The sequence below is a fragment of the Acetobacter fabarum genome (assembly GCF_040702925.2).
GTDB lineage: Bacteria > Pseudomonadota > Alphaproteobacteria > Acetobacterales > Acetobacteraceae > Acetobacter > Acetobacter fabarum_B.
The window spans coordinates 341319-366463 of sequence record NZ_JBFCXX020000001.1 but is presented as its reverse complement, the minus strand read 5'-3'; the positions used below and the strand labels follow the sequence as shown (position 1 = coordinate 366463).

Below are 25145 nucleotides of genomic sequence, written 5' to 3'. Positions count from 1 at the left end.
GTCGGCAGACTTGCTCCAGACATCACAGCGCGAGTGTATCGTAGAGTAATTTAAAGTTCAGAATAAGAATGACCCCGGCAACAAACCAGGAAAGAGCCGCCAGAGGGCGGGAAATAGCAAAAGAACCCATCATTTTGCGGTCTGAAACAAACAGAACCAGAGGAATGACCGCAAAGGGCAATTGCATGGACAACACAACCTGACTGGCCATGAGCAACTGACCAACACTTGCGTTACCATACAACACAATGCCGACCATGACCGGAACAATTGCCAGCCCACGGGTTAAAAACCGCCGCGCCCAGTGTGGCAGTCTGAGATGCAGAAACCCTTCCATCACAATCTGTCCGGCCAGCGTTCCCGTAATGGTCGAATTTGTGCCCGCAGCCAGCAGGGCCAGAGCGAAAAGGGTAGAGGCAATACCCAAGCCCAGAAGGGGGGAGAGCAGGTGATAGGCATCCTGAATTTCCGCCACATCCTGATGCCCTGTTGTATGGAAGGCTGCCGCGGCAACAATCAGAATGGCAGCGTTAATAAACAGGGCCAGCATGAGTGCGATTGAGCTATCCCATGTGGCCCAGCGTATGGCGTCCTTACGGCCACGTTCTGTCCGCTCATACGCCCGGCTTTGTACTATGGAGGAATGTAGGTACAGGTTATGGGGCATAACGGTCGCCCCTATAATGCCAATGGCAATATAGAGCATTTCGCTATTGGTCAGGATTGAGAGCGAAGGCTTCATACCTGCCAGCACAGCCGCCAATGGGGGAGCTGCCGCGATAAGCTGCACGGCAAAACACAGCGCGATAATGCTTAAAAGCCCAATGATAAATGCCTCCAGATACCGAAACCCACGGTTCATGAGGAACAGCACCAGCAGGGCATCAAAGCTGGAAATCAGCGCACCGCCAAGCAGGGGAATATGGAAGAGCAGCTGCAATGCAACTGCGGTGCCAATAACCTCCGCCAGATCACATGCAATGATCGCCAGCTCGCAGGCAACCCAGAGAAACGCATTGAGCACGGGATGAAAACGCTGCCGGCAAGCCTGAGCAAGGTCCAGCCCGGTTGCAATACCCAGACGGGCAGAAAGAGCCTGCAATAAAATGGCCATGAAGTTGGATAAAAGGATAACAGACAGCAAAACGTAGCCGAACCGCGCCCCCCCTTGCAGGTCCGTTGCCCAGTTGCCGGGGTCCATATACCCGATGGACACCATATATCCCGGCCCCACGTAGCTTAAAAAGCGCCGCATCCAATGGGTATCATCCCTCGGCACACGGATACTGGCAAAGGCTTCCGGCAAGGAATGCCGACTATCGGCGTGATCGGGATGAAAGACAGGTGGCTGCATTATTTCTGGCACTCAGGCAATCCGGCTTGCACAGCATAGGCGATGCCTTGCCCAGAGGCACAAGACCAGATTTCGGGAATAAGTACTTTATTGGTCCTCATTCTAGGAATGTGGCAACAGATATGCCATTGGGCAAGCCCCCAACGCGTTCTTGAACGCAACGGTTAACCCGTAAAATCCAGCCGGGCTGTGCCCTCATGGTTTATGCTGTGTATAATAACGCGTTACAGGTCACGCACGACCGCCAGCAAACTGCTTTATTCTGTCAGAAGATACGCCATGACCGTACAGCCTGTTGTCTTTTTCCCCGATCAGCGTTTGCGTGAGGTTGCCATGCCGGTCACCTCGTTTGACAGCACGTTGCGCATCCTTGCGACGGACCTGCTGGACACACTCCGCGCTGTTCAGGGGCTAGGCATAACCGGCCCACATATTGGCGTTGGCCAGCGCGTGGTTATTCTTGACCTGCCAGATTGTGATGAGCCGGAAATCTACATTAATCCAGAAATTATCTGGCTGTCCGAAAATACCGCTTTGAATGAAGAGGGAAGCATTTCCATGCCGGGCATATCCGCCACAGTCATGCGCCCGGCAAAACTGAAGCTCCGTTTCGCAGACCTGAATGGCCATATGCAGGAAAAGGAGGCAGATGGCCTTCGTAGCGTCTGCTTACAGCACGAGATTGACCAGTTGGATGGCGTATTCTGGCTACAAAAGCTCTCCAGCCTCCGGCGTAGCCGCCTTATGGCACGGTACAGAAAACTCAAGCAGCCATAAGCCGGATAGCAGGCACCCGCTAGCCAGCTACACCTGAGCACACATCTGCACCAGAATATTCGCCACTTCAGATATGCTCTTTGGCACGACAACTTGCGCCGGGAACACACATTTAACGTTTTCAAGGGGGAGTGGAGGTCCGGGCGGGAATCGAACCCACATACGCGGATTTGCAGTCCGCTACATCACCATTCTGCCACCGGACCAACGGTGTATGGTGGGAGCGTTATGTCCTTTTCTTTCAAATTGGTCAAGCCGTTGTGTTGTGCCAATTTTAAAACAGTATGTCAGACAGACTCCTGCCCATGGTCGGCGCGGGTCAACCGGGTAGATGGCCAATCAGGAGTGTACGCAGCATGAATGCCCATACGGCCACCGCCATGCTTCAAGGAGAACAGTCAATGGATGCAACCCTGTATGCCCAAGCACGCAACCTGATGGTGGACGACCAGTTGCGCCCATCCGAGATTACCGATTCGCGTATTCTGGAAATCATGCGCCACCTCCCGCGTGAGGACTGTGTTCGCCCCGACCTGCGCAATGCGGCTTATGCCGATACCAGCCTGCCTCTGACGCAGGGCCGTGTTTTGTCACAGCCCCTTCTGACTGCCCGCCTTGTGCAAGCGGCAGAACCAGCAGCCGGGCAGCGTGTTCTGGTTGTGGGAGCCTCCACCGGTTACACCGCTGTCCTTTTTGCGCGGCTTGGCCTGCATGTGACAGCACTCGAATCCAATTCCGAACTGGCCCAGATCGGGCAGGGATTCTGTCAGGCTCAGGCCCCGGACGTTGTATGGCAGCAAGGTGCTCTGACCGAAGGGGCGGCAGAATCGGCTCCTTATGACCTGATTTATTTTGATGGCTGCATTGCAACGCTTCCCGACTTCTGTGACCGGCAGCTTTCCGCCAAAGGCCGCATTGTAGGTTTGCTCCAGAGCGGGTCATCCCTCCCTGAAGCCTTTAGTGCAGTCAGGGAACCCGGTTATTCCAAGCCATTCAGGCTGACATTCCTGTTTGAAGCGCAAGCGCCACTCCTGCCCGGTATGGCGCCTGAACACGCTTTTTCCTTTTAAAGGACGGCTCAGAAGGACGTCTCATTTTCAAACCGTCACAAACTATAAAATGGAATTTAATCTCGCATCATGGCAAGGAACAGTGCCGCAAGCCTATTGCGGTAACTGCAAGCGGGAGCAGCCTCATGCGACGTATTTGCGAAACCGGCCTGAGTCTGGCGGTCATACTGTGCGGCACAACCGCATGGGCGCAAAAATACGATGGAAGCGGCTCCCCTTCCTTTATCCCGCATACACTTCAGGAATCTCTGGGCGCCGCGTATCTGACCAACCCGACCCTGCAAGCAGCACGTGCCTCGCTCCGCGCCACGGATGAGACTGTGCCAACGGCTCTTGCAGGCTGGCACCCTACGGTAACCGGGCAGGTTGGCCTTTCTTACTATAACGGGATCAATGATTATCAGGGGGTCGGGCACCCTCGCACCCATCAGTCCCTGCGTCGTTACGATACGCCGGGATATTCGGCGGGTGTTGCAATCAATCAGCCAATTTACACCGGGGGTAAAACCACAGCGGCCACGCATGAAGCCGTTAATCAGGTCATGGCAGCACGGGCGCATCTGATTTCGGTTGAACAGCAGGTCTTCAAGCAGGTCGTCAGCGCCTATGTGGGCGTGATTGAAGACGAACAGCTCCTGCAACTGAACATTAACAATGAACGGGTTTTGCAGCAGCAGCTACGCGCAACCAGTGAGCGCTACAGGGTAGGGGAAATTACCCGGACCGATGTTGCTCAGGCGGAAGCAGCCTACGCCTCCGCACAGGCCGCACGCCAGCAGGCTGAGGGCACGTTGCAGACTGCTCAGGCAACCTACATGCAGGTTATTGGCATGGCACCGCCCCCCAATCTGGTGCCTCCACAACCCCTGGTCCTGCCCGTTAAAAATGAGCAGACTGCCGCCGCACTGGCGGTCCGGAATAACCCTGATGTTATTCACGCACTTTTTACAGAGGCATCGCACAAGGATTCCGTGGGCGTTGCCATGGCTGCCATTCTCCCCAAAGTGTCCGCAACAATGGGGTATCAGCATCAGGTTAATCAGGCCCTGAACAACCAGATCAATGACAGCAAATACGCGGCCCTCAACTTCAATATCCCCATTTATCAGGGAGGATCGGAGTATGCGGCGGTCCGTCAGGCCAAGCAGCTTGCGCAGGAGGCGCACCGGGAGGTGGATGTCCAGCGCCGCGCGGCGGCACAGGATGCTGTTTCCAACTGGCAGAAACTGGTCACTTATCGGGCGTCCATCGCAAGCAATCGGGTTGCGATCAAGGCCGGTACTGTAGCACTTGGCGGGGTAGAGCGGCAGGCCATGGTTGGCACCAGCACAACCCTTTCCGTCCTGCAGCAGCAGGAGAGTCTGTTGCAGGCGCAGGTGGCGCTTGTGCAGAGCCTGAGCAACATGGTCCTGTCCTCTTACAGCGTGGCAGCCGCTATTGGACGCCTGACTGCTGCTGATCTGAAGCTGAATGTTCCCCTTTATGATGACAAAGCATACTATAACGCGGTAAAGGATCGGTTATGGGGGTTGAACGATGACGCGCTCAACCAGCCGGGTCGATAATGTTAAGCCAGCAGTGGCAGGGATGTTTGTATGGTGTCGCCTCAGGACTCATCAGAAGAAACAGGTAAATCTGTCGCGGATACCCTGTCTTCCATTCGGCAGGTACTGCATGATGAGCACCTCTCGGCTACAGCAGAACATGCCCCGGAGCCGCAGGATGAGCAGGACGACGATGTGCTTGTCCTCTCTCCGTCCATGATGGACTCTGCGCCACAGGGGGAAAAAGAGGCTCCCGCTGCCCCCACCCGTACCACGGATACAGCTCAGGCAGGCGGCAAGGCCGACCTTGTGCAACCGCGGGCCGTGGATCATGATGAAGTATTATCTGTAACGGATCTCAGGCAGATCGAACTCAACAAAAAGGCTGAACATACCATGTCTGGTCCACTGCCCATCCCTTTGAATGACGAAACGGTTTCCGATACCGCCAACTCATTTGCCGTGCTGCAGAAAAGCCTGCAGGAAAAATATCTTAGAGAACATGAGGAGAGAAAAGTGGCTGTCACGCATGAAGGGTCTCTGACGGTTGAAGACATCGTGCGCCAGGAAGTGCGCGTTTTCCTCAAAAAATGGCTTGATGCCCATCTGGCAAGCATCGTGCAGGCTGCTGTACGCAAGGAAGTTGAACGCCTGACGCAGCGCGGTCTGTAAGGTTTTCTTCCTCTCCACCGGCCTGCAACCCTATGGAAGCAGGCCGATGGCGGGGAATCCTGTGGTCTGTTAATTGCTTTGCAAAGGCGGGGGCTAGATGCCTTCCGCCTTTTTTACGTGGTGTGGTTGGATAAATATGCTGAACAAGACTTTTGAGCCTGCACAAACAGAAAACCGGCTGTACGAACTGTGGGAAAGCAAGAAGGCTTTCTCTGCCCAGCCAGCAAGCGGCAAAAAACCTTTTACCATCATGATCCCGCCACCCAACGTTACCGGCACCCTCCATATGGGCCATGCGTTGACCATGACCTTGCAGGATACCCTGATCCGCTGGAAGCGCATGCAGGGGTTTGACACCCTTTGGCAGCCCGGAACGGACCACGCCGGCATAGCAACGCAAATGGTTGTCGAACGCACACTGGCAGCCGAAGGTAAAACTACCCGGCAGGATATGGGGCGCGATGCCTTTATTGAGCGTGTGTGGCAGTGGAAGGAAGAATCCGGCGGTGGCATTACGCGCCAGCTGCGCCGCCTTGGTTCGTCGCTCGACTGGTCGCGTGAGCGCTTTACCATGGATGAAGGCCTCTCCCGCGCAGTCAAGGAAGTCTTTGTTTCTCTCTATAAGGACGGTCTGATTTATCGGGACAGACGGCTGGTCAACTGGGACCCCGCATTCCGGTCCGCCATTTCTGATCTGGAGGTGGAAAGCAAGGATGTCGCGGGTCACCTGTGGTACATCCGCTATCCGGTTGAAGGGCAGGGCGAGGCAACCATTACTGTTGCCACCACCCGCCCCGAAACCATGCTGGGCGACACGGCCGTAGCTGTTCACCCTGAAGATGACCGTTACAAGAGCCTGATTGGCAAATTTGTTCGCCTGCCCCTGACAGGTCGCCTGATCCCGATTGTGGCGGACGAATATTCCGACCCGGAAAAAGGGACAGGTGCGGTCAAAATTACGCCCGCGCATGACTTTAATGACTTTGAAGTAGGCCGCAGGCACCAGCTCCCCATGCTCAGCATTCTGGACGAGCAGGCCCGCATTGTGCTGGACGAGATAGAAGAAGAACTGAGCGCGCAGGATGGTCTGGCCGAGCCTGCCTTTGTTCGCTCTCTTGCTGGCGCCACGCGTGAAGACGCACGCAGGATTATTGTTACCAAGCTGGAAGAAACCGGCTGGCTGGAAAAAATTGAACCCCACCGCCATCAGGTTCCGCATGCGGAACGTGGAGGCGCTGTTATCGAGCCCCGCCTGACCACCCAGTGGTATTGCGATGCTAACAAACTGGCGGGACCTGCCATTGAGGCCATTACCTCTGGCCGGGCCAGCTTTATTCCCAAACAGTGGGAAAATACCTTTTTTGCATGGATGCGTGACATCCAGCCCTGGTGCATTTCCCGTCAGTTATGGTGGGGGCACCGCATCCCCGCATGGTATGGGCCGGACGGCCATGTGTTTGTTGCCCATGACGGTGAAGACGCGCAGCAACAGGCTCAGGCGCATTACGGCAAGGCAGAACCCCTGACACAGGACGAAGACGTACTGGATACGTGGTTCTCGTCTGCGCTATGGCCATTTTCAACGCTTGGATGGCCGGACAAAACACCCGAACTCGACCGGTATTATCCAACGGATGTTCTGGTAACCGGCTTCGACATCATTTTCTTCTGGGTCGCCAGAATGATGATGATGGGCCAGCACTTCATGCACGATGTGCCCTTCCGCAACATCTTCATCCACGGTCTGGTGCGTGATGAGCATGGGCAGAAGATGTCCAAAAGCAAAGGTAACGGCATTGATCCGCTGGAACTGATCGAGGATTACGGCGCAGACGCCATGCGCTTTACCATTTGCGCACTGACCGGCATTGGGCGGGACGTCAAACTCGGCCGCAAACGGGTGGAAGACTATCGTTCCTTTATTACCAAGCTCTGGAATGCCGCCCGCTTTTGCGAAATGAATGGCGTGCGTGCACCCGTCAACTTTGACCCGACGCAGGTCCAATCCCCGCTGGGACGCTGGATTCTGGCCGAGGCAGCGACCACCATTGCCGAAGCGACCCGCGCACTGGATGCCTATCGTTTTGATGAATACGCACTGACCTGCTACCGCTTTGTCTGGAACCGCTTCTGTGACTGGTTTCTGGAATTCGCCAAGCCGGTCTTTAATTCCGCCAATGATCAGGAAGCGGCAGAAATCCGCGCCGTTGCAGGCCATGTACTGGGTATTATCCTGCGCCTGTTGCAACCTGTTGTGCCATTTGTAACAGATACACTGTGGCACGAATTTGGCTTTGGTGAGGAAGGCAGCCTGATCGCCGCGCAATGGCCTGAACCCATTGCCCCCACCGGCGCAGACGACGCCGTGGCAGAATGCGGGCAGATCATTCGCCTGATTACGGAAATCCGCACGGTTCGGGCGGAAATGAACGTTCCGCCATCACAGACTGCTCCTGTTCTTCTCAAGGATGCAGCACCAATAACGCTGGAACGCATTGGCCGGTGGCAAGAAGCCATCTGCCGCATGGCCCGCGTAACACAGACAAGCCCGCTTGCCGGTGATATTCCCAAAGGCTCCGCTCAGGCTGTAGTGGATGAAGCTACGGTTATCATCCCGCTGGAAGGGCTGATTGATCTGGCCGTTGAACGCGAGCGGCTGAAAAAAGAACTGTCCAAAGCGGAAGATGAAGTCGGCAAGACTGAAAAAAAGCTCGGGAACGAAAACTTTGTCAGCCGTGCCAAACCGGAAATCGTGCAGGAAATGCGCGATCGTCTGGAAAGCCAGCAGGGTGAATGTGTACGTCTCAAAGCGGCCCTGTCCCGCATAGCCTGAACAAACAGGCCCCACGGACCTAACATATTCGTGGGGCCACCTGACTGAAGGGGATCATACGCATGGCGGAAACAGCAGTGCTGGGGGGAGGTTGCTTCTGGTGTCTGGAAGCCGTTTATCGCCAGATGCGTGGCATAACCTCAGTTGTTCCCGGTTATGCGGGAGGCACGGTTTTACACCCCACATACCAGCAGGTCTGCTCTGGACAAACGGGGCATGCCGAGGTTGTACAGTTGGAATGGGATCATTCCTTGCTAGACTACCGCCAGATACTGGACTGCTTCTTTACACTCCATGACCCCACAACCCTGAACAGACAGGGGCACGATGTGGGAAGCCAGTATCGGTCTGTAATTTTTTATACGTCTCCGCAGCAGCACGACATTGCCCAGAACGCCATAAGCAGCGTCACGGATAGCAATTTATGGGGGGCAAAACCCGTAACTGAAGTGCAGCCACTGGATACATTCTGGCCGGCGGAGCCCGAACATCATGATTACTACGCCAAGCACCCGTATGCCGGGTACTGTCAGGCGGTTATTACGCCCAAAGTCGCCAAGGCCCGGCAGGCTCTTGGTGCCATGATGTTACAGGCTGGGGAATAATTACTCGCGGCTGTCATCTGGCAGAAAAAAACGGTCGCTCTCTTCATCATAGTCGAACAGTTCTGCAAAACGGGTCCAGCCGATAATGGTCTGGAGTGTCTGCCGCGCATAATCGGGGGACATGCAGGCTTCCAGTTCGTCACGGAAGCGCTCGGCTTTAACGCTGTGTGTCGGACGTTCGTCCAGCAGGGTACAAATCATTTTAACCAGCGGCACATGGTGCCTGAGCGCATGGCCCATAATGGCTTTACGCTCATCCAGATCACTCAATACAAAATGAACGCCCTCATTGGTCAGCAGGATATCTCCATCCTCCAGTTCAGCCAAAGCCAGCAGTTCCAGAGATTCTCCAAGCGGGAACAGGTCATCCAGTTCAAGCTGTAATTTTTCTGCAAGAACCGGCAGATCCGCTCGCCCGTTCAGGGGAGGGGCTGCCAGAGCCTCCATCATGCCGATCATCATGGTAATGGACACAGGCACCAAAGCCCGGAACCCCGGCACCACGGAAGATGCCGCCGAGGAGCGGTGCATCAGATCCGCTTCCGAGATAATCGGCGCGCGCTGTGTCATCAGTGCATAAATATGATCGACCAACTGGCGGAAAGCCGCATCCTCCCGGTTCCGTGGGTGAGGAAAGGGGACAGGCAGCACATGGGCAATACGCCCGGGGTTGGAGGAGGAAATCACAATCCGGTCACACATCAACACGGCTTCTTCAATGTTGTGTGTCACAATCAGCATGCTCTGCACGGGCAGTTTATTGTCTGACCAAAGCTCGACCAGATCGGTCCGCAGGTTTTCGGCAGTCAGGACGTCCAGTGCGGAAAACGGCTCGTCCATCAGCAGCAGAGCAGGGTTGACCACGAGTGCCCGGGCAAGCCCCACGCGCTGCTGCATACCGCCAGAAAGCTCCTTGGGCCATGCATTTTCGTACCCACCGAGGCCGATCAGGTCGATTGCACTTTCCACCAGCGGATCACGCTCAGCAGCTGGCACACCCTTTGCATCCAGACCAAGAGCCACATTTTCTTCAATGGTCATCCACGGGAAAAGAGCAAAGGACTGAAAAACAATGGCAACATCGGGTGTTGGCCCTTTAAGGGGTTCACCTTTCCACAACACCTCCCCCGACGTTGGCGGGAGCAGCCCGGCAATAATCCGCAACAGCGTCGATTTACCCGACCCTGAACGTCCCAGCAGCCCAACAATCTCACCGGCATGAATCGTCAGGTTCACGTCATCAAGTACCTGCACATCCGCAGTGCTATCCTTATGATAGAACTGCCGGACATTGCGCAGCTCCGCCAGAACTGTCTGTTGCGGCGGAATACGCCCAGGTTGAGAGGGAAAGACCATTGCAGGTTAATCCGTTCAATTCAGTTTCAGACGGCGAGAAACATAGTCAGACAAAGGGCGCCAGAAAAAAGTGTTCAAGGCCATCATAAACAGGCACATGGCAACCGCGCCAAGAGCTACGGCACTGACATCACCCCGGGCAGCGGCCATGGCCATAAAGCTGCCAAGACCCTGCACACCCAGCGTGGTCTGCCCCCACTGGAGCCACTCCACAGCAATGGCGGCATTCCATGCGCTGCTGGTTGCAGCTACAAGCCCCGCCAGATAGTACGGTAAAATTCCGGGCAACAGCACCTTGCGCCACCACAGACCACCCGTAACATTCAGGTTACGCGCAGCCTCCAGCAGGTCAGACGGGTAGGCACTCGCACCAGCCAGAACACCCAGCGCAATATACCATTGCGCCCCCAGCACAATCAGCGGAGATTGCCAGAACATGGGCACAAACGGACATGCCACCAGACCAGCCGCCCATAATGGAAACAGCAGGTTAGCAGGGAAAACAGTGCAATACTGGATCAGCCGCTGCATGCGCCCGGCATAAGATGATTTAAGCCCAAGCCAGACACCAAGGGGTATCCAGATCAGAGAGACCAGCCCCACCATGACAAAAACACGCAGCCCGGTCATGCCGCCACACAGCACAACAGTAAAAAGAACAGGCAACCCGTAGGCAGCGTGCAAGGATGGCCATGCCAGAACTAAAGCAAACAGAGCGACTACAATGGCTAAAGCTGCCACAACCCAGCCGCCCCAATGTGCATCTCCATCAACCGTGTGTTCCTGCACATAACGCGCACCTATGGGCAGGCGGCTAATTCTGCGCGCGGCATTGACACAGAACAGAACACACTGACGGAACAGATGCGTACGCCGCAAAAGCCTGAGAAACCACGGTTCCACAGGGTGCGGCTCTCCAACCTTGCCAGGCTGAAAGCGCACCGCCCAGACTGAAAGCGGACGGAACATAATCTGGTCGAAAACGCCAACAATCACCAACATACAGGCAAGTGCTGCCAGCAGAGCCCCCACGTTGCGCTCACAGGCCGCCTGCCGGACATAAGAACCAATGCCCGCAAAAAGCCAGTTATGGTTATCCAGCACCACGCTCTCGGCATACAATGCGGCAAACCAGCTCCACCCCATGGAAAGCATGGTTTTACGCAGGAGTGCAGGAATGGCAAAAGGCACTTCCAACAGCCAGAACTTCTGCCACGACGTAAGAGCAAAGCTGCAGACCACATCATCCAGTTCAGCCGGAACGCCATAAAACCGCTGGCAGAGAACCTGCACCATACCCCAGAACTGACTGCACCAGATGGTCATGATCACCACCACCTCTGCGCCCACAGCCTGTGTGCGCATGTGGCTTTGCACAAAAGGCAGAACAAGCAGCGGAATAGCCAGAACAGGGAAAGACTGCCCGACATCCAGCAAAGGGAGCAGACATTTGGCGACCCAGCGGCTCCGGAAGATAAGTGCTACGCACAGCAGAGCCGAAACAAGGGACAAACCCAGCCCAAGCAGCATACGGCCGATGCTCTGCACCGCGTAATCAGGCAGATACACAAACCCTAGCGGCAAGGAGACCACGGTACCAGACAAGACGGGCATATTAAACGGAAGATACGCGACGCACAGCAGAATAACAGAAAAAACAAGAAACCCGGCCAGCCAGACCCCATGCCTTTTCTCGCAGGATGCGGGCAGTGAGGAACATAACTCAGGAGAAAACGGAAATTCCTGCTGCCGATCGCTCATGACGCTCCCGTTCCTGTACTGCCAAACCCTCCCGCTCCACGTTCGGTTTCGTCCAGGTCATCGCATTCAATCCAGGTTGCGCGCACAACGGGCGCAATAACAGCCTGCGCAATACGCATGCCGGGCTCAACGACAAACGCTTCCTTCCCGGCGTTCATGACAATCACGCCAATCTCGCCACGATAATCTTCATCAATGGTCCCCGGCGCGTTTGGCAGGACAATTCCATGTTTAAGAGCCAGCCCGGAGCGGGGCCGCACCTGCAATTCATACCCGGCAGGAAGGGCAATGCTCAACCCGGTCGGGACCAGTCCTCTCTGCCCCGGCTCAAGCCGCAGGGGCGCATCAAGCGCTGCCAGAAGGTCCATTCCCGCAGCACCCTGCGTGGCATATGCTGGCAGAGGCAGGTCCTGTCCATGAGAAAGCCGCCGAACCTTTATGCCTACGGTCCCGGACGTTTTTTCAGAGACGGACATGCACTACTCCTTAGGATTTGAACCAAATATTGTATCAGCGTTATTCAGAAAGCCAGTCTGTTATACGCACAGAAAGCTGTTTTGCCACGTCTGCCTTGCTCATTCTGGGCCAGTGCTCAACGTGACTGGCGGTTATCAGTACAACTTCGTTATTCGCCCCACCCATATTGCCGGTCTGGGGGCTTACGTCATTCGCCACAATCCAGTCACACTGCTTGCGCTGCCGCTTGGCGGTAGCATGCGCGACGACATTTTCAGTCTCGGCCGCAAACCCCACTACCAGCCGGGGCCTGCCCACACCCGGAGCGGAAAGTTCGGCCAGAATATCAGGGTTGGGAACAAGTTTTATGGAAGGGGTCGCTTCGGGGGCACCGGTTTTTTTGATTTTCTGCCCGGCTTCATGCTCAGGCCGCCAGTCGGCCACCGCAGCCGTGCACACCGCCACATCAAACGGCCCGCTCCCCATAACAAGAGCCTGCATTTCCCGCGCGGTTTCGCACGCCAGATACGTCACCCCGGCAGGAGGGGGAAGGGATACAGGGCCACTCACCAAGGTAACCTTTGCTCCCATGTCAGCCAGAGCCGAGGCAAGAGCAAAACCCTGCTGGCCGGACGACCTGTTGGCAAGGTAACGCACGGGGTCCAGTGGCTCATGCGTTGGTCCCGCCGTAACCACAATACTGCACCCCGCCAGAGGCCCTGTCTGGCATTGCTTCTGACGGAAAAAAGCCAGAACCGCGTCTTTAATTTCAACAGGCTCAGGCATACGCCCCGGCCCAAACTCGCCACAGGCCATTGGCCCACTAGCTGGCGGCAGGATGTGCACGCCACGTTGGGCCAGTAAAGCAACATTGGCCTGTGTTGCGGGGTGCTCCCACATGCGCACGTTCATGGCAGGCACGGCCATAACTGGGGCATCGGTTGCAAGGAGCAGTGCCCCGGCAAGGTCATCCGCCAGACCACCGGCCATGCGCGCCAGCAGATTGGCCGATGCCGGGCAGACCAGCACCAGATCCGCCGAGCGTGAAAGGGCGATATGCCCCATTTCCTGCTCAGCGGTCAGGGAGAACAGGTCCGTATGCACCGACTGTCCGCTTAGGGCCTGTAAGGTGAGGGGCGTTACAAACTGGCTCCCCCCTTCGGTGAGCACGCACCGGACCTTCATGCCTTCCGCCTGCAGCAGGCGCACCAGTTCCGGGGTTTTGAAGGCGGCAATACTACCGCCAACAATCAGCAAAACCGAGCGGGCAGGGGAGGACGCGGACATACCTGATCAGATACGCCAGCCGGAATGAATGGCCGCAATCCCGCCAGACAGGGACTGATAACGCACATGGGACAGACCAGCCTCACGGAACATATCCGCCAGTGTTTCCTGATCCGGGAACATGCGTATGCTTTCCGCCAGATACTGGTAGCTTTCCCGGTCCTTGGCTACGATCCCGCCCATGGCAGGCAGCACCTTGAAGGACCACGCATCATAAATAGGAGCCAGCGCGGCAACCTGCACACGCGAGAACTCCAGACACAAAAAGCGTCCACCGGGCTTGAGCACGCGGCGCGCCTCGCGGATCACGGCCAGCTTGTCCGTGCAGTTGCGCAAACCAAAGGCGATGGAAACGCGATCTACAGACATATCGCGCACGGGAATAGCCTCGGCATCCACGACGCAGAAGGAAAGGTCAGAGACCAGACCACGGTTCAGAGCCCGGTCACGCCCGACAGAGAGCATGCTGCGGTTGATGTCGGTCATAACAACAGGGCCACCACCTGCCTTGAGCCAGCCGAACGAAATATCGCCTGTACCACCGGCAAGGTCGAGCAGTGTCAGACCGGGCTGGGGGCCGAGTTCCGTTACGAATATGCGCTTCCATATTCGGTGGATACCCAGCGACATGATATCGTTCATCACGTCGTATTGTCCGGCCACGCTGTCGAACACGCCGCGGACGAGGTTTTTCTTTTCTTCCTTCCTGACGGAGCGGAAGCCAAAATCCGTTTCTTCCACAGTGACGTCAGAAGGAGCGGGGGAGGGCGCAAAAGAGTTGTCGGTCATGGGTTTCCTCTATACCCTGCTTTATAGCCATGCCGGAACTCCCCGAAGTAGAAACCGTGATGCGCGGTATGCAGATAGCCCTGCAAGATCGCGTCATTGAACAGACCATCATCCGTCGCCATGACCTGAGATGGCGGATTCCTGCCGATTTTTCACAGCAGGTTACGGGCTCCACGATCCTGAACTTTTATCGACGGGGCAAATATATTCTTATCCGCCTGTCCTGTGGCCAGTCGATTGTGCTGCATCTGGGCATGTCCGGGCGGGTGCTACTCGATTCTCCCAAAACGCCCCAACCGCACGAACATGTGGTTTTTGTAACCGATGACGGCAAACGCTGCGGATACATAGACCCGCGCCGTTTTGGCATGCTGGACCTTGTTCCCACCGATGAGGAAGGCACCTACCGTGCTTTTGTAAAAATGGGACCGGAACCATTGGGCAACCGGTTCAGCTCACAAACCCTGCTGGACGCAGGCAAGGGGCGGCGCACAGCCATAAAACCCTTCCTGCTTGACCAGCATGTAGTGGCCGGGCTGGGTAATATTTATGTATGCGAAGCCCTTTACCGTGCAGGCATTGCGCCAACCATGCCCGCCTGCGACCTCAAACCCGGAGCCGCAGGGGGGCTGGTCCGCGCCATCCGCGCCGTTCTGCAGGACGCCATTGCCGCAGGTGGGTCCAGCCTGAAGGACTACGTGCGACCAGAGGGCGGGCTCGGCTACTTCCAGCACGCATGGCAGGTTTACGGCAAAAAGAACCAGCCGTGCCCCACCTGCCCGGGCAGCCCCGGATGCGCGGGTGTGCAGCATATGACACAAGCCGGTCGCACGACGTTTTTCTGCCCGCAACATCAGAAAAACGGGTAAAATTCGAGCGTTCGGACCGGAACATGCTTGACTGAAAGCGCATGCGTGCATTACAGCACCGCTTACTCTTTGTGCTGACGAGCCATTGCGGCGCGTTGGCACCTTACTTTTTCTTAGTGCTGGACAGAATAGAAACTCATGGCGAATATCGCTTCGGCGCGTAAGCGCATCCGGCAGACCGCAAAGCGGACTGCCCGTAACACGGCCCGCAAATCCCGCATGCGTACTTTCATCAAGAAAGTGGAAACCGCGATTGAAGCCGGGGATCAGGCAGCCGCTCGTGAAGCCCTCCGCGTTGCACAGCCGGAAATCCAGCGTGCAGCCAGCAAAGGCGTTGCACACCACAACACGGTTGCCCGCAAGATTTCCCGCCTGTCTGCCCGTATCAAAGCGCTGGCAGCAGCGTAATCAGGCGATCGGGCACCCCGCAGGGGGAGCCCATGCGATTGTTTGCAGCAAAGCCGAATCATCAGGCTGATGGTTCGGCTTTGTTTTTTGTATAGGGCTATTTCCTGCTATCATCCTGTCTTGCAGCCCGGAAATGCTTTTTCGTTGCCCGCAGGCATGACACTGCTTTATCTTGGTTAGAATACCCTTGAGCAAGCCAGACCAAAAAGAGTATCCACGGTCCTGCTGAGGCAAGGTATACGCATCAGGATAAACTAGCACCGGCAGCCTGTGCCAGAGCACGGACGCCGTTGACTTTTTTGCGCAGCATATGCGCCTTTAATGACCGCTCGGGAGCAAAAATGACAATCGGAGTGGACGATGACGAAAGCGCCTTTTCCCGACTGGAAGACAATAAAGGCCTTGCGGAATCGTGGCTGCGTATCTGTGGCCGCCTGAAAGGTGAGGTCGGGGAGGTTGAATACCGCACCTGGCTAACCCAGATTGCCCTCGGGCCGATTGATGGTGACGAAATTACGCTCCTTCTGCCCACCCGCTTTTTGCGTGACTGGGTCCGCAGCCAGTACGGCGACCGGCTGAACGAGCTGTGGCACAATGAGGTTCCCTCCCTTCGGCGGGTTGAATTGCAGGTCGCACGCGCCGGCGACCCGGCTCCGCTCCCTGTCACTGAAGTTGCCGCAGCCCCAGCAAGTGCCCCCCTCCCCACGGAAGACAGCAGCCCGGCAAGCCGCCCCGTTGCCGAAGTGCGCAGTGACCTTGTAACCGCGCTGGACAGCCGGTTTACGTTTGACACGTTCGTTGTCGGCAAACCCAATGAATTTGCCTATGCCTGCGCGCGCAGGGTGGCCGAAAAACCCTCCAGCGTCGGCTTTAATCCGCTTTTCCTGTACGGTGGCGTAGGTTTGGGTAAAACGCACCTCATGCACGCCATTGGTGCGGAACTGGTTAAAAGTGGCAATGTCTCGGTGGCCTACATGTCCGCCGAAAAGTTCATGTACCGCTTTATTGCGGCCATTCGCTCCCAGTCCACGATCGAGTTCAAGGAGCAGCTTCGCTCCGTGGATGTCCTGATGATCGACGATCTCCAGTTCCTGATCGGCAAGGACAATACGCAGGAAGAGTTTTTCCATACGTTTAACGCTCTGGTGGATGCAGGGCGGCAGATCGTGGTTTCAGCCGACAAGTCCCCCTCGGACCTGTCCGGGCTGGAGGACAGGCTCCGCACCCGTCTGGGCTGTGGCATGGTGGCAGATATTCACGCCACGACATTTGAACTGCGCATTTCCATTCTGGAAGCCAAGGCGGCTGCATCCGGTGTGGTGGTTCCGGCAAAGGTGCTGGAGTTCCTTGCACACAAGATCACATCCAATGTGCGTGAACTTGAAGGCGCACTGAACCGCCTGATCGCCCATGCCAACCTGTTTGGCCGTCCGGTTACGCTCGAAGCCACACAGGATGTGCTGCACGATATTCTCAAGGCCCACGACCGGCGCGTGACCATTGAGGAAATCCAGAAAAAAGTGGCTGAACACTGGAATATCCGCTTAACGGACATGTCCTCCGCCCGCCGTGCGCGCAACGTGGCCCGCCCGCGTCAGGTGGCCATGTATCTGGCCAAGCAGTTAACCAGCCGTTCGCTGCCTGAAATTGGCCGCAAGTTTGGTAATCGTGACCACACCACCGTCATGCACGCGGTTAATCGCGTAACGGAACTGATGGAGCGTGACGCGGCATTTGCAGAAGATGTGGAACTGATGCGCCGCATGCTGGAGAGCTAGAACCAGTACCTTCAAAAAGATTGACGGATAAATGCGGCCTGTTAGTTTTAGAATGGATAAGACGGGTTCCATCTCCGCTCAGGAGTGCAGAACTTGCTGTGCAGGAAAGAGGGATACATGAAGTTTTCGGCAGAGCGCGCAACGCTCCTTAAAGCGTTGGCTCATATCCAGAGCGTGGCGGAAAAGCGTAACACCATTCCCATTCTCGCCAACGTGCTCATGCAGGCTACAAACGGGCAGCTGTGCCTGAAAGCCACCGACATGGAAATCGAGGTGGTTGAAACCATACCCGCCACCATCACGCGGGAGGGGGCTACGACTGCTCCCGCATCCGTGCTGTACGAAATCGTGCGCAAGCTGCCTGATGGCGTTGAAGTTGAACTCGACCAGACAGACAGCGATGGCCAGCTCCACCTACGCGCAGGCCGCTATGCCACCCACCTGAATGTGCTGAGCGTTGACGATTTTCCGTCCATGGGGGCAGGAGACTTCCCGCACAAGTTCCAGTTGAATGGTGCGGTCCTGCGTTCGCTGATCGACCGCACACGCTTTGCCATTTCCACGGAAGAAACACGCTATTACCTGAACGGCATTTTCCTGCATGCCGCAGACATTGAGGGCAAGCCGCAACTGCGCGCCGTTGCCACGGACGGCCACCGTCTGGCACGGGTGGAGGCAGAAATGCCCGCAGGTGCCGCAGGCATGCCCGGTGTGATCATCCCGCGCAAAACCGTGGCAGAACTGCGCAAGCTGATTGATGAAGCGCCGGAAGACATTGGCGTTGCCCTTTCTGAAACCAGAATTCAGTTCACGGTTGGACCGATCACCCTGACCTCCAAACTGATAGATGGCACCTTCCCCGAATACGAACGGGTTATTCCGCGCAATAACACGCGTATTCTGCGCGTTGGCAAAAAAGACTTTTCCGATGCCGTGGCCCGTGTGGCCGCCATTAGCCAGGAACGCTCCCGCCCGGTTAAGCTGATGCTCGAGCCCGGCCTGCTTACCCTCTCCGCCAGCAGCGCAGAGCAGGGGACCGCCAAGGAAGAACTGGACGACAACCGGATTTCCTATGACGCCGAAGCGCTGGAAATCGGCTTTCAGGCCCGCTACCTCAACGATATTACTGATCAGGTGGAAAAAGAGGTCGAGTTCTGCTTCGCGGATAGTGCATCCCCCACCATTGTCCGGGATGTGGATAGCCCGTCCGCTTTGTATGTTCTGATGCCGATGCGCGTGTGACAAGCGCCGCACCACACCTGCACACATTACCCACCTTGTTCACCAGCAAGGTGGGGCAACCTTCCACACGGTTGCAACTGGCCAGACTGACCCTCTGCCGCTTTCGGAACTACGACCAGCTCACCCTTTGCCCCCAGGCTCCTATTGTTGTGCTGACGGGGGAAAACGGCAGCGGGAAAACCAACCTGCTCGAAGCGGCCTCGCTCCTGACACCCGGTCGTGGCCTGCGCGGCGCATCCCTTGGCCAGTTTGGCCAGAATGGCAGTACCCATTGGGGCATTGCCTCCCAAATTCTGGTTGATGGCGCCCCCATGGAACTAGGCACGGGGCTTCAGCCCGGAACCGATGCCCCACGTCGCATTTTTCTGCTCAACGGCAAACCCCTGCGTAACCAGAACACGTGGGAAAATCCTCTGGCCGCTGTCTGGCTAACCCCGCAGATGGACCGGCTGTTCAGCGAAAGCGCATCCGGGCGGCGGCGTTTTCTGGATCGGCTGGTCATGGCGGCTTATCCCCATCATGCGCGCGAACTGGCAGCCTATGACCGTGCCATGAGCCAGCGAAACCGCCTGCTGCAAACCCGCGCCAATGAACCCGTCTGGTTATCCGGGCTGGAGGCGGCCATGGCGCGGCATGGCGTATCGGTCACAGCCGCACGGAACGAGACTGTCCGCCAGATCAACCTCTACGCCCGACAGGACATGGAGGCATTTCCCGCAGTGCAGATCAAGCTGCTCTGCACCATAGCGGACAGGCTGGGCCAGAATCCTGCCCTGCAGGTGGAAGACTGGCTCAGGGAACAACTGGCCACTTCACGCATGATGGACCGGGAAAAAGGGCGCACCAGCCTTGGGGTGCATAAGAGCGACTTCGCGCTTACCGATCTTAAAAAACAGCTCCCGGCAGCACTGGCCAGCACTGGCCAGCAGAAATCTCTGCTCATCGGGCTTATTCTGGCCCATGCCCGTCTGGTCAGGGATCACAGGGGAACTGCCCCGCTCTTGCTGCTGGATGAACCTCTGGTCCATCTGGACGAACAGCGCCGGTTGTCCTTGCAAAAAATTCTACAAGATTTTCAAAGTACTGTGCTCATAACCGGCACGGATCGGGCTCCGTTTGCGCCATTGCAGGGGCATGCCGAGTTCGCGACACTCCGGCAGGGCGCTTTTTTGTCGATCTACTGACAAAAGGGGCCTTCGGGCGCTGGTCGCAATGCCGTGGGCGGAGTATAAGACCACAATGGCTTCCATTCTTTTTTTGCGGAGTGCAGCATTCTTATGACAGACCTCTCTCAGCCCACGCCATCTGCTGGTACCGAAGAGTATGATGCCGCGTCTATCTCTGTGCTGAAGGGGCTTGATGCTGTCCGCAAACGGCCCGGAATGTACATCGGTGATACTGATGATGGTTCCGGCCTGCACCACATGGCATTCGAGATCATTGATAACGCGGTGGACGAGGCGCAGGCCGGATTTGCATCGCGCTGTGTTCTCACCCTTAACGCAGACGGCAGTGTAACTGTCCGCGATAACGGACGCGGTATCCCAACCGATATGCACCATGAGGAAGGCATCAGTGCTGCCGAAGTGGTGCTGACCCGCTTACATGCGGGCGGCAAGTTCAACCAGAACTCCTACAAGGTTTCTGGCGGCCTGCATGGCGTGGGCGCAGCCGTTGTGAACGCACTTTCGGAATGGATGGATGTGCGTATCTGGCGCAATGGTCATGAACACTGCATCCGCTTCCATGATGGCGAGCGGGATGCTCCGCTTGAGGTTGTTGGCCCATCGGCTGAAGAAACCGGTACACAGGTCACCTTCAAGCCCAGTTTGCAGACCTTCCCCCGGATCGAGTTCGATTTTACCATTCTCGAACGCAGGCTCCGCGAACTGGCTTTTTTGAACTCCGGTCTGGAAATTGTCCTGCGGGACGCCCGCATTACCCCCGTGCGGGAAGAAAAATTCTACTATGAAGGCGGACTGGAAGCCTTTGTAAACTGGCTTGACCGTTCACGCACATCCCTGATCACCCCGCCAATTACCGGCAGTCTGGAAAACCCGGACAATGGGATCAAGGTTGAATTTGCACTGAGCTGGAACGACAGCTTTCATGAAACCATGCTCTGCTTCACCAACAATATTCCTCAAAGGGATGGTGGGGCGCATCTGGCAGGGTTCCGTCAGGCCCTGACCCGCGTTGTTGGCAAATATGCTGAAAGCATTGCCAAAAAAGACGCCCAGTCCCTTCAGGGTGAAGACATGCGTGAAGGCTTGACCGCCGTTCTGTCAGTTAAAGTGCCGGACCCCAAATTTTCGTCCCAGACCAAAGACAAGCTTGTTTCCTCCGAAGTGCAGCCTGTGGTGCATGCGGCTGCGGCCGATATTATTGCCCACTGGTTTGAAACCCATCCCAAGGAAGCCAAGACTGTTGTTTCCAAGGTGCTGGATGCCGCATCTGCCCGTGAGGCTGCGCGCAAGGCGCGCGAACTCACACGCCGCAAAGGCATTCTGGATGTTTCGTCCCTTCCGGGTAAGCTGGCAGACTGTCAGGCCCGCGACCCCGCCAAAGCTGAACTGTTTATTGTGGAAGGGGATTCCGCAGGCGGCACGGCAAAGCAGGGCAGGGACAGGCGCTTTCAGGCTATTCTGCCACTCAAAGGTAAAATCCTGAACGTCGAGCGCGCCCGTTTTGACCGCATGCTTGGCTCTGCTGAAATTGGCACGCTGATTACCGCTCTGGGCACAGGCATTGGCCGTGGGGAAGTTGATCAGGGTGGTTTTTCCATAGAAAAACTCCGTTACCATCGCATTGTCATCATGACTGACGCTGACGTGGACGGATCCCATATTCGTACCCTGCTGCTGACCTTCTTCTTCCGCCAGATGCCTGAACTGATCGAACGCGGTTACCTCTACATTGCCCAGCCCCCCCTATACCGGGCCAAACGCGGGAATGAGGAAACCTACCTGAAGGACGATGCGGCACTGGAGCAGTATCTGCTGGATAAAGCGCTCAGCAATGCAAGCTTTGTCTATGCCGATGGCCGCACGGTCAGCAATGCGGAGCTTGAGGCTGATCTGCCGTTTATCCGGCAGGCGTGTCAGGCTATCTCCCGTATTTCCACACGTATTCCCCCATGGATTGTCGAGCAGGTTGTTCTTGCTGGCGCACTGAGTGCTGATCTTGAACAGCTCCAGCAGCGCATGCCTGCACTCCAGCAGCGGCTGGATGCGGCGTCTCCCTCCACCGAGCGGGGCTGGAAAGCCGTTGCCAGCGTGGATGGCGTGGAACTCGCGCGCAATGTCCGTGGCGTTGGCGAAATGTACCGCATAGACCCCACTACACTGGCAGGGGCCGATGCACGCTGGCTGACATCCCAACTGCTGCGGTTGCAGAAAGACTTTGCAACCGGCGTTGTGCTGAAGTTTGAAACCACGGAACACCGCCTGAACGGGCCGTCTGACCTGTTTACGCGCCTGCTTGCACAGGGGCGCCGTGGCCTTGCCATTAACCGCTTTAAAGGTCTTGGCGAAATGAACGACGCACAGCTTTGGGAAACCACACTGGACCCCGCCATGCGTACCCTTTTGCAGGTACGCGTTGGGGATGTGGAAGAGGCCGGAGATGTGTTTACAACCTTGATGGGCGATGTGGTTGAGCCACGGCGTGACTTTATTGTGGGTAACGCACTTAAGGTCGCCAATCTGGACGTGTAAGGAAAATCCCCACTCGCTCACAAAAAAGACGCCATGGATAACCATGGCGTCTTTTTTTATGCATCATTCATGAGGCTGTTACGGGCCTTTGATCAGGCGATCTATGGCACGGAACTGTTTAAGCAAAACAGGCAACTGGCTGATGGGCAACATGTTTGGCCCATCACTCGGTGCTTTGTCCGGGTCTTCATGTGTTTCTATGAACAGTGCGGCAACGCCAATGGCTAACGCCGCGCGGGAGAGAATGGGGGCAAACTCACGCTGCCCACCACTTGCCGTCCCCATACCACCCGGCTGCTGCACCGAATGTGTTGCATCAAACACCACAGGGAAACCGGTCTGGGCCATAATCGGCAGGCCCCGCATATCATTCACCAGCGTATTATAGCCAAAACTGGTCCCGCGTTCGCACAGCAGCACGCGCTGGTTACCGGTTGAGGCAACCTTGGCGGCAACATGCTGCATGTCCCATGGGGCTAGAAACTGTCCCTTTTTAATATTGACTGCCGCACCGGTTTCGCCCGCAGCCAGAAGCAGATCAGTCTGTCGGCACAAAAAAGCGGGGATTTGCAGCACATCCACCGCTTCCGCCACCGGGGCGCATTGCTCTGCCGTATGCACATCTGTCAGGACCGGCAGAGCATATGTCTGGCGAATATCGGCCAGAATAGCCAGTCCATCCTTCAGCCCGACCCCTCGTGCGCTGGAAAGGCTGGTACGGTTGGCTTTGTCAAACGAGCTTTTATAAATCAACCCCACACCAGCAGCCTGACAGATCTCTTTAAGAGCTGCGGCTGTCTCCATGGCATGGGCAGCCGATTCAATCTGGCATGGCCCTGCGATCAGCACAAAAGGCAAATTATTCCCAATACTCAGCCCGCCAATTTCAACTGGCACGCCATTGGCCGGGATCATGCCTGTTTTGCCTTGGCTGCAGCAGCCCCCACAAACCCGGCAAACAGGGGATGTGGCGCAAAGGGGCGGGATTTAAGCTCAGGGTGGTACTGCACGGCAATAAACCACGGGTGATCGGGATATTCGACCACTTCTGGCAGAATACCATCTGGAGACAGACCAGAGAAACGCAGCCCCGCTTTTTCAAGCTGATCCTTATAATGGATATTCACTTCATACCGGTGGCGATGACGTTCGCGAATGGTGCTGGTTCCGTAAGCTTCCGCAACACGGGAGCCGGGCACCAGAGTGGCCGGATAAGCTCCCAGACGCATGGTACCGCCCAGTTCGCCGCCTTCGCTCCGGCGCAAACGTTCATTGCCACGCGCCCACTCGGTCATCAGGCCGACCAGCGGCTCTTCTGTCCGGCCGAATTCGGTGGAAGATGCATCGCTCAAACCGGCAAGATTGCGGGCACATTCAATAACAGCCATCTGCATGCCAAAACAGATGCCAAGGAACGGAATGCCTTTTTCACGCGCATAACGAATGGCTTCAATTTTACCCTGAGAGCCACGTTCACCAAAACCACCGGGCACCAGAATGGCATCTGCACCGCTCAGTTTTTCTTCCAGCGTGGCCGGATTTTTTTCAAACTGCTCAGAATCAATCCAGTCGAGCGTCACTTTAACACGGTGGGCAATCCCCCCATGCAGCAGGGCTTCGTTCAGGGATTTGTAGCTATCGAGCAGGGCTGTGTATTTACCCACCACAGCCACGCGCACTTCCCCCGCGGGATGGCGCAGGGCGTCCACAATATTCTGCCAGTTGGAAAGATCGGGCTCTTCAGCATATGGCAGGCCAAAGTAGCGCAGAACTTCCGTATCCATCCCTTCCGCATGGTAGGAGAGGGGGCAGGCGTAAATCGTATCCACATCCCGTGCGGCAATAACCGCTTCGGGGCGAACGTTACAGAAGTTTGCAATCTTGCGGCGCTCGGTCGGCGGGATCGGGCGATCACAGCGGCAGAGCAGGATTTGCGGCTGAAGGCCTACGTTCTGCAATTCCTTGACCGAATGCTGGGTCGGCTTTGTTTTAAGCTCCCCGGCAGAAGGGATCCACGGCAGCAGTGTCAGATGGACCACCATGGTCTGGTCCATGCCCAGATCATTCCGCAACTGGCGAATGGCTTCAAGGAACGGTAGGCTTTCAATATCCCCGACGGTTCCACCAATCTCGACCAGAACAAAGTCCAGATCATCCGTGTTGGCAACCACCACGTCCTTAATGGCATCTGTAATGTGGGGGATGACCTGCACGGTGGCCCCCAGGTAATCTCCACGCCGCTCACGCACGATCACGTCGGAGTAAATGCGCCCGGTTGTCGCGTTGTCCTCTTTCGTGGCGTTAACGCCAGTAAAACGCTCGTAGTGGCCGAGGTCGAGGTCCGTCTCCGCTCCGTCATCAGTTACGAACACCTCACCATGCTGGTAAGGGCTCATGGTGCCGGGGTCCACGTTCAGGTAGGGGTCCAGCTTGCGCAGGCGGACCTTGTAGCCACGCGCCTGCAAAAGCGCTGCGAGAGCGGCTGAAGCAATGCCCTTGCCAAGAGAGGACACCACACCACCAGTAATAAAGACAAAGCGTGTCATGAGCAGAATTCCTACACGGACTGGAGCGGGTGGAGAAGGATAAACAAACACAATCCACCGCATGCATTGCTGCATGCGGGGG

20 protein-coding genes and 1 tRNA gene are annotated in these 25145 nt (G+C 56.6%); 12 read left to right on the top strand and 9 right to left on the bottom strand.

Annotated features, from left to right (window positions below):
- Nucleotides 1–22: 22 nt before the first annotated feature.
- Nucleotides 23–1354, bottom strand: a complete 1332-nt coding sequence (locus AB2L51_RS01710; RefSeq protein WP_395580855.1) for an Nramp family divalent metal transporter — start codon at nt 1352–1354, stop codon at nt 23–25.
- 279 nt (nt 1355–1633) lie between these two features.
- On the opposite strand from AB2L51_RS01710, the gene AB2L51_RS01705 reads away from it, so the two are divergent.
- Nucleotides 1634–2131, top strand: a complete 498-nt coding sequence (locus AB2L51_RS01705) for a peptide deformylase (RefSeq protein WP_395580854.1) — start codon at nt 1634–1636, stop codon at nt 2129–2131.
- A gap of 132 nt (nt 2132–2263) precedes the next feature.
- On the opposite strand, the gene AB2L51_RS01700 is transcribed toward AB2L51_RS01705, so the two are convergent.
- A tRNA-Cys gene (locus tag AB2L51_RS01700) sits at nt 2264–2337 on the bottom strand.
- 150 nt (nt 2338–2487) lie between these two features.
- Here AB2L51_RS01700 and AB2L51_RS01695 point away from each other — a divergent pair.
- The 5 genes from AB2L51_RS01695 (at nt 2488) to msrA (ending at nt 8855) form a co-directional block, all read left to right on the top strand.
- Nucleotides 2488–3201 carry a protein-L-isoaspartate O-methyltransferase family protein gene (locus AB2L51_RS01695; RefSeq protein ID WP_395580853.1) on the top strand — a complete coding sequence of 238 codons (714 nt, stop codon included), beginning with the start codon at nt 2488–2490 and terminating at the stop codon, nt 3199–3201.
- A 125-nt stretch (nt 3202–3326) separates the two neighbouring features.
- A complete protein-coding gene (locus AB2L51_RS01690; protein ID WP_395580852.1) occupies nt 3327–4766 on the top strand; it encodes a TolC family outer membrane protein in 1440 nt (479 codons plus the stop codon).
- 30 nt (nt 4767–4796) lie between these two features.
- A complete protein-coding gene (locus AB2L51_RS01685) occupies nt 4797–5417 on the top strand; it encodes a DUF2497 domain-containing protein (protein WP_395580851.1) in 621 nt (206 codons plus the stop codon).
- Between the two features lie 136 nt (nt 5418–5553).
- Complete coding sequence (locus AB2L51_RS01680; RefSeq protein ID WP_395580850.1) at nt 5554–8250, top strand: valine--tRNA ligase; 2697 nt, start codon at nt 5554–5556, stop codon at nt 8248–8250.
- Nucleotides 8251–8312: 62 nt separating this feature from the next.
- Entirely contained in the window at nt 8313–8855 is a 543-nt protein-coding gene (gene msrA, locus AB2L51_RS01675) for a peptide-methionine (S)-S-oxide reductase MsrA (RefSeq protein ID WP_395580849.1), read from the top strand.
- On the opposite strand, the gene AB2L51_RS01670 is transcribed toward msrA, so the two are convergent.
- From AB2L51_RS01670 to AB2L51_RS01650, 5 genes are read right to left on the bottom strand one after another with little or no spacing between them, the layout of a single operon-like run.
- Nucleotides 8856–10211, bottom strand: a complete 1356-nt coding sequence (locus AB2L51_RS01670; protein WP_395580848.1) for an ABC transporter ATP-binding protein — start codon at nt 10209–10211, stop codon at nt 8856–8858.
- Between the two features lie 15 nt (nt 10212–10226).
- Nucleotides 10227–11972, bottom strand: a complete 1746-nt coding sequence (locus tag AB2L51_RS01665; protein ID WP_395580847.1) for an ABC transporter permease subunit — start codon at nt 11970–11972, stop codon at nt 10227–10229.
- Nucleotides 11969–12448 (bottom strand): dUTP diphosphatase, encoded by a 480-nt coding sequence (dut, locus tag AB2L51_RS01660; RefSeq protein WP_395580846.1) that lies wholly within the window; start codon nt 12446–12448, stop codon nt 11969–11971. The genes AB2L51_RS01665 and dut overlap by 4 nt, the downstream gene beginning before the upstream one ends.
- Nucleotides 12449–12488: 40 nt before the next feature.
- The gene (gene coaBC / locus AB2L51_RS01655; RefSeq protein WP_395580845.1) at nt 12489–13715 is read right to left on the bottom strand and encodes a bifunctional phosphopantothenoylcysteine decarboxylase/phosphopantothenate--cysteine ligase CoaBC; all 1227 of its coding nucleotides are present in this window, start codon (nt 13713–13715) and stop codon (nt 12489–12491) included.
- A 6-nt stretch (nt 13716–13721) separates the two neighbouring features.
- On the bottom strand, nt 13722–14504 hold the full coding sequence (locus tag AB2L51_RS01650; RefSeq protein ID WP_025825263.1) for a class I SAM-dependent methyltransferase: 783 nt from the start codon (nt 14502–14504) through the stop codon (nt 13722–13724).
- A 29-nt stretch (nt 14505–14533) separates the two neighbouring features.
- On the opposite strand from AB2L51_RS01650, the gene mutM reads away from it, so the two are divergent.
- The 6 genes from mutM to gyrB all read left to right on the top strand — a co-directional run bounded on the left by mutM (nt 14534) and on the right by gyrB (nt 22517).
- Nucleotides 14534–15373, top strand: a complete 840-nt coding sequence (gene mutM, locus AB2L51_RS01645) for a bifunctional DNA-formamidopyrimidine glycosylase/DNA-(apurinic or apyrimidinic site) lyase (RefSeq protein ID WP_395580844.1) — start codon at nt 14534–14536, stop codon at nt 15371–15373.
- A gap of 138 nt (nt 15374–15511) precedes the next feature.
- Nucleotides 15512–15781, top strand: coding sequence for a 30S ribosomal protein S20 (gene rpsT / locus AB2L51_RS01640; RefSeq protein WP_166109779.1), 270 nt, complete (start codon nt 15512–15514; stop codon nt 15779–15781).
- Nucleotides 15782–16122: 341 nt separating this feature from the next.
- Nucleotides 16123–17559 carry a chromosomal replication initiator protein DnaA gene (dnaA, locus tag AB2L51_RS01635; protein ID WP_395580843.1) on the top strand — a complete coding sequence of 479 codons (1437 nt, stop codon included), beginning with the start codon at nt 16123–16125 and terminating at the stop codon, nt 17557–17559.
- Nucleotides 17560–17676: 117 nt separating this feature from the next.
- Nucleotides 17677–18801, top strand: coding sequence for a DNA polymerase III subunit beta (gene dnaN, locus AB2L51_RS01630; protein WP_395580842.1), 1125 nt, complete (start codon nt 17677–17679; stop codon nt 18799–18801).
- 50 nt (nt 18802–18851) lie between these two features.
- A complete protein-coding gene (recF, locus tag AB2L51_RS01625) occupies nt 18852–19985 on the top strand; it encodes a DNA replication/repair protein RecF (protein ID WP_395580985.1) in 1134 nt (377 codons plus the stop codon).
- 93 nt (nt 19986–20078) lie between these two features.
- Nucleotides 20079–22517 carry a DNA topoisomerase (ATP-hydrolyzing) subunit B gene (gene gyrB / locus AB2L51_RS01620; protein ID WP_395580841.1) on the top strand — a complete coding sequence of 813 codons (2439 nt, stop codon included), beginning with the start codon at nt 20079–20081 and terminating at the stop codon, nt 22515–22517.
- 78 nt (nt 22518–22595) lie between these two features.
- Here gyrB and kdsA read toward each other — a convergent pair whose 3' ends face one another.
- Entirely contained in the window at nt 22596–23432 is an 837-nt protein-coding gene (gene kdsA, locus AB2L51_RS01615; protein ID WP_395580840.1) for a 3-deoxy-8-phosphooctulonate synthase, read from the bottom strand.
- Nucleotides 23429–25063 carry a CTP synthase gene (locus tag AB2L51_RS01610; RefSeq protein ID WP_395580839.1) on the bottom strand — a complete coding sequence of 545 codons (1635 nt, stop codon included), beginning with the start codon at nt 25061–25063 and terminating at the stop codon, nt 23429–23431. The genes kdsA and AB2L51_RS01610 overlap by 4 nt, the downstream gene beginning before the upstream one ends.
- Nucleotides 25064–25145: the final 82 nt, after the last annotated feature.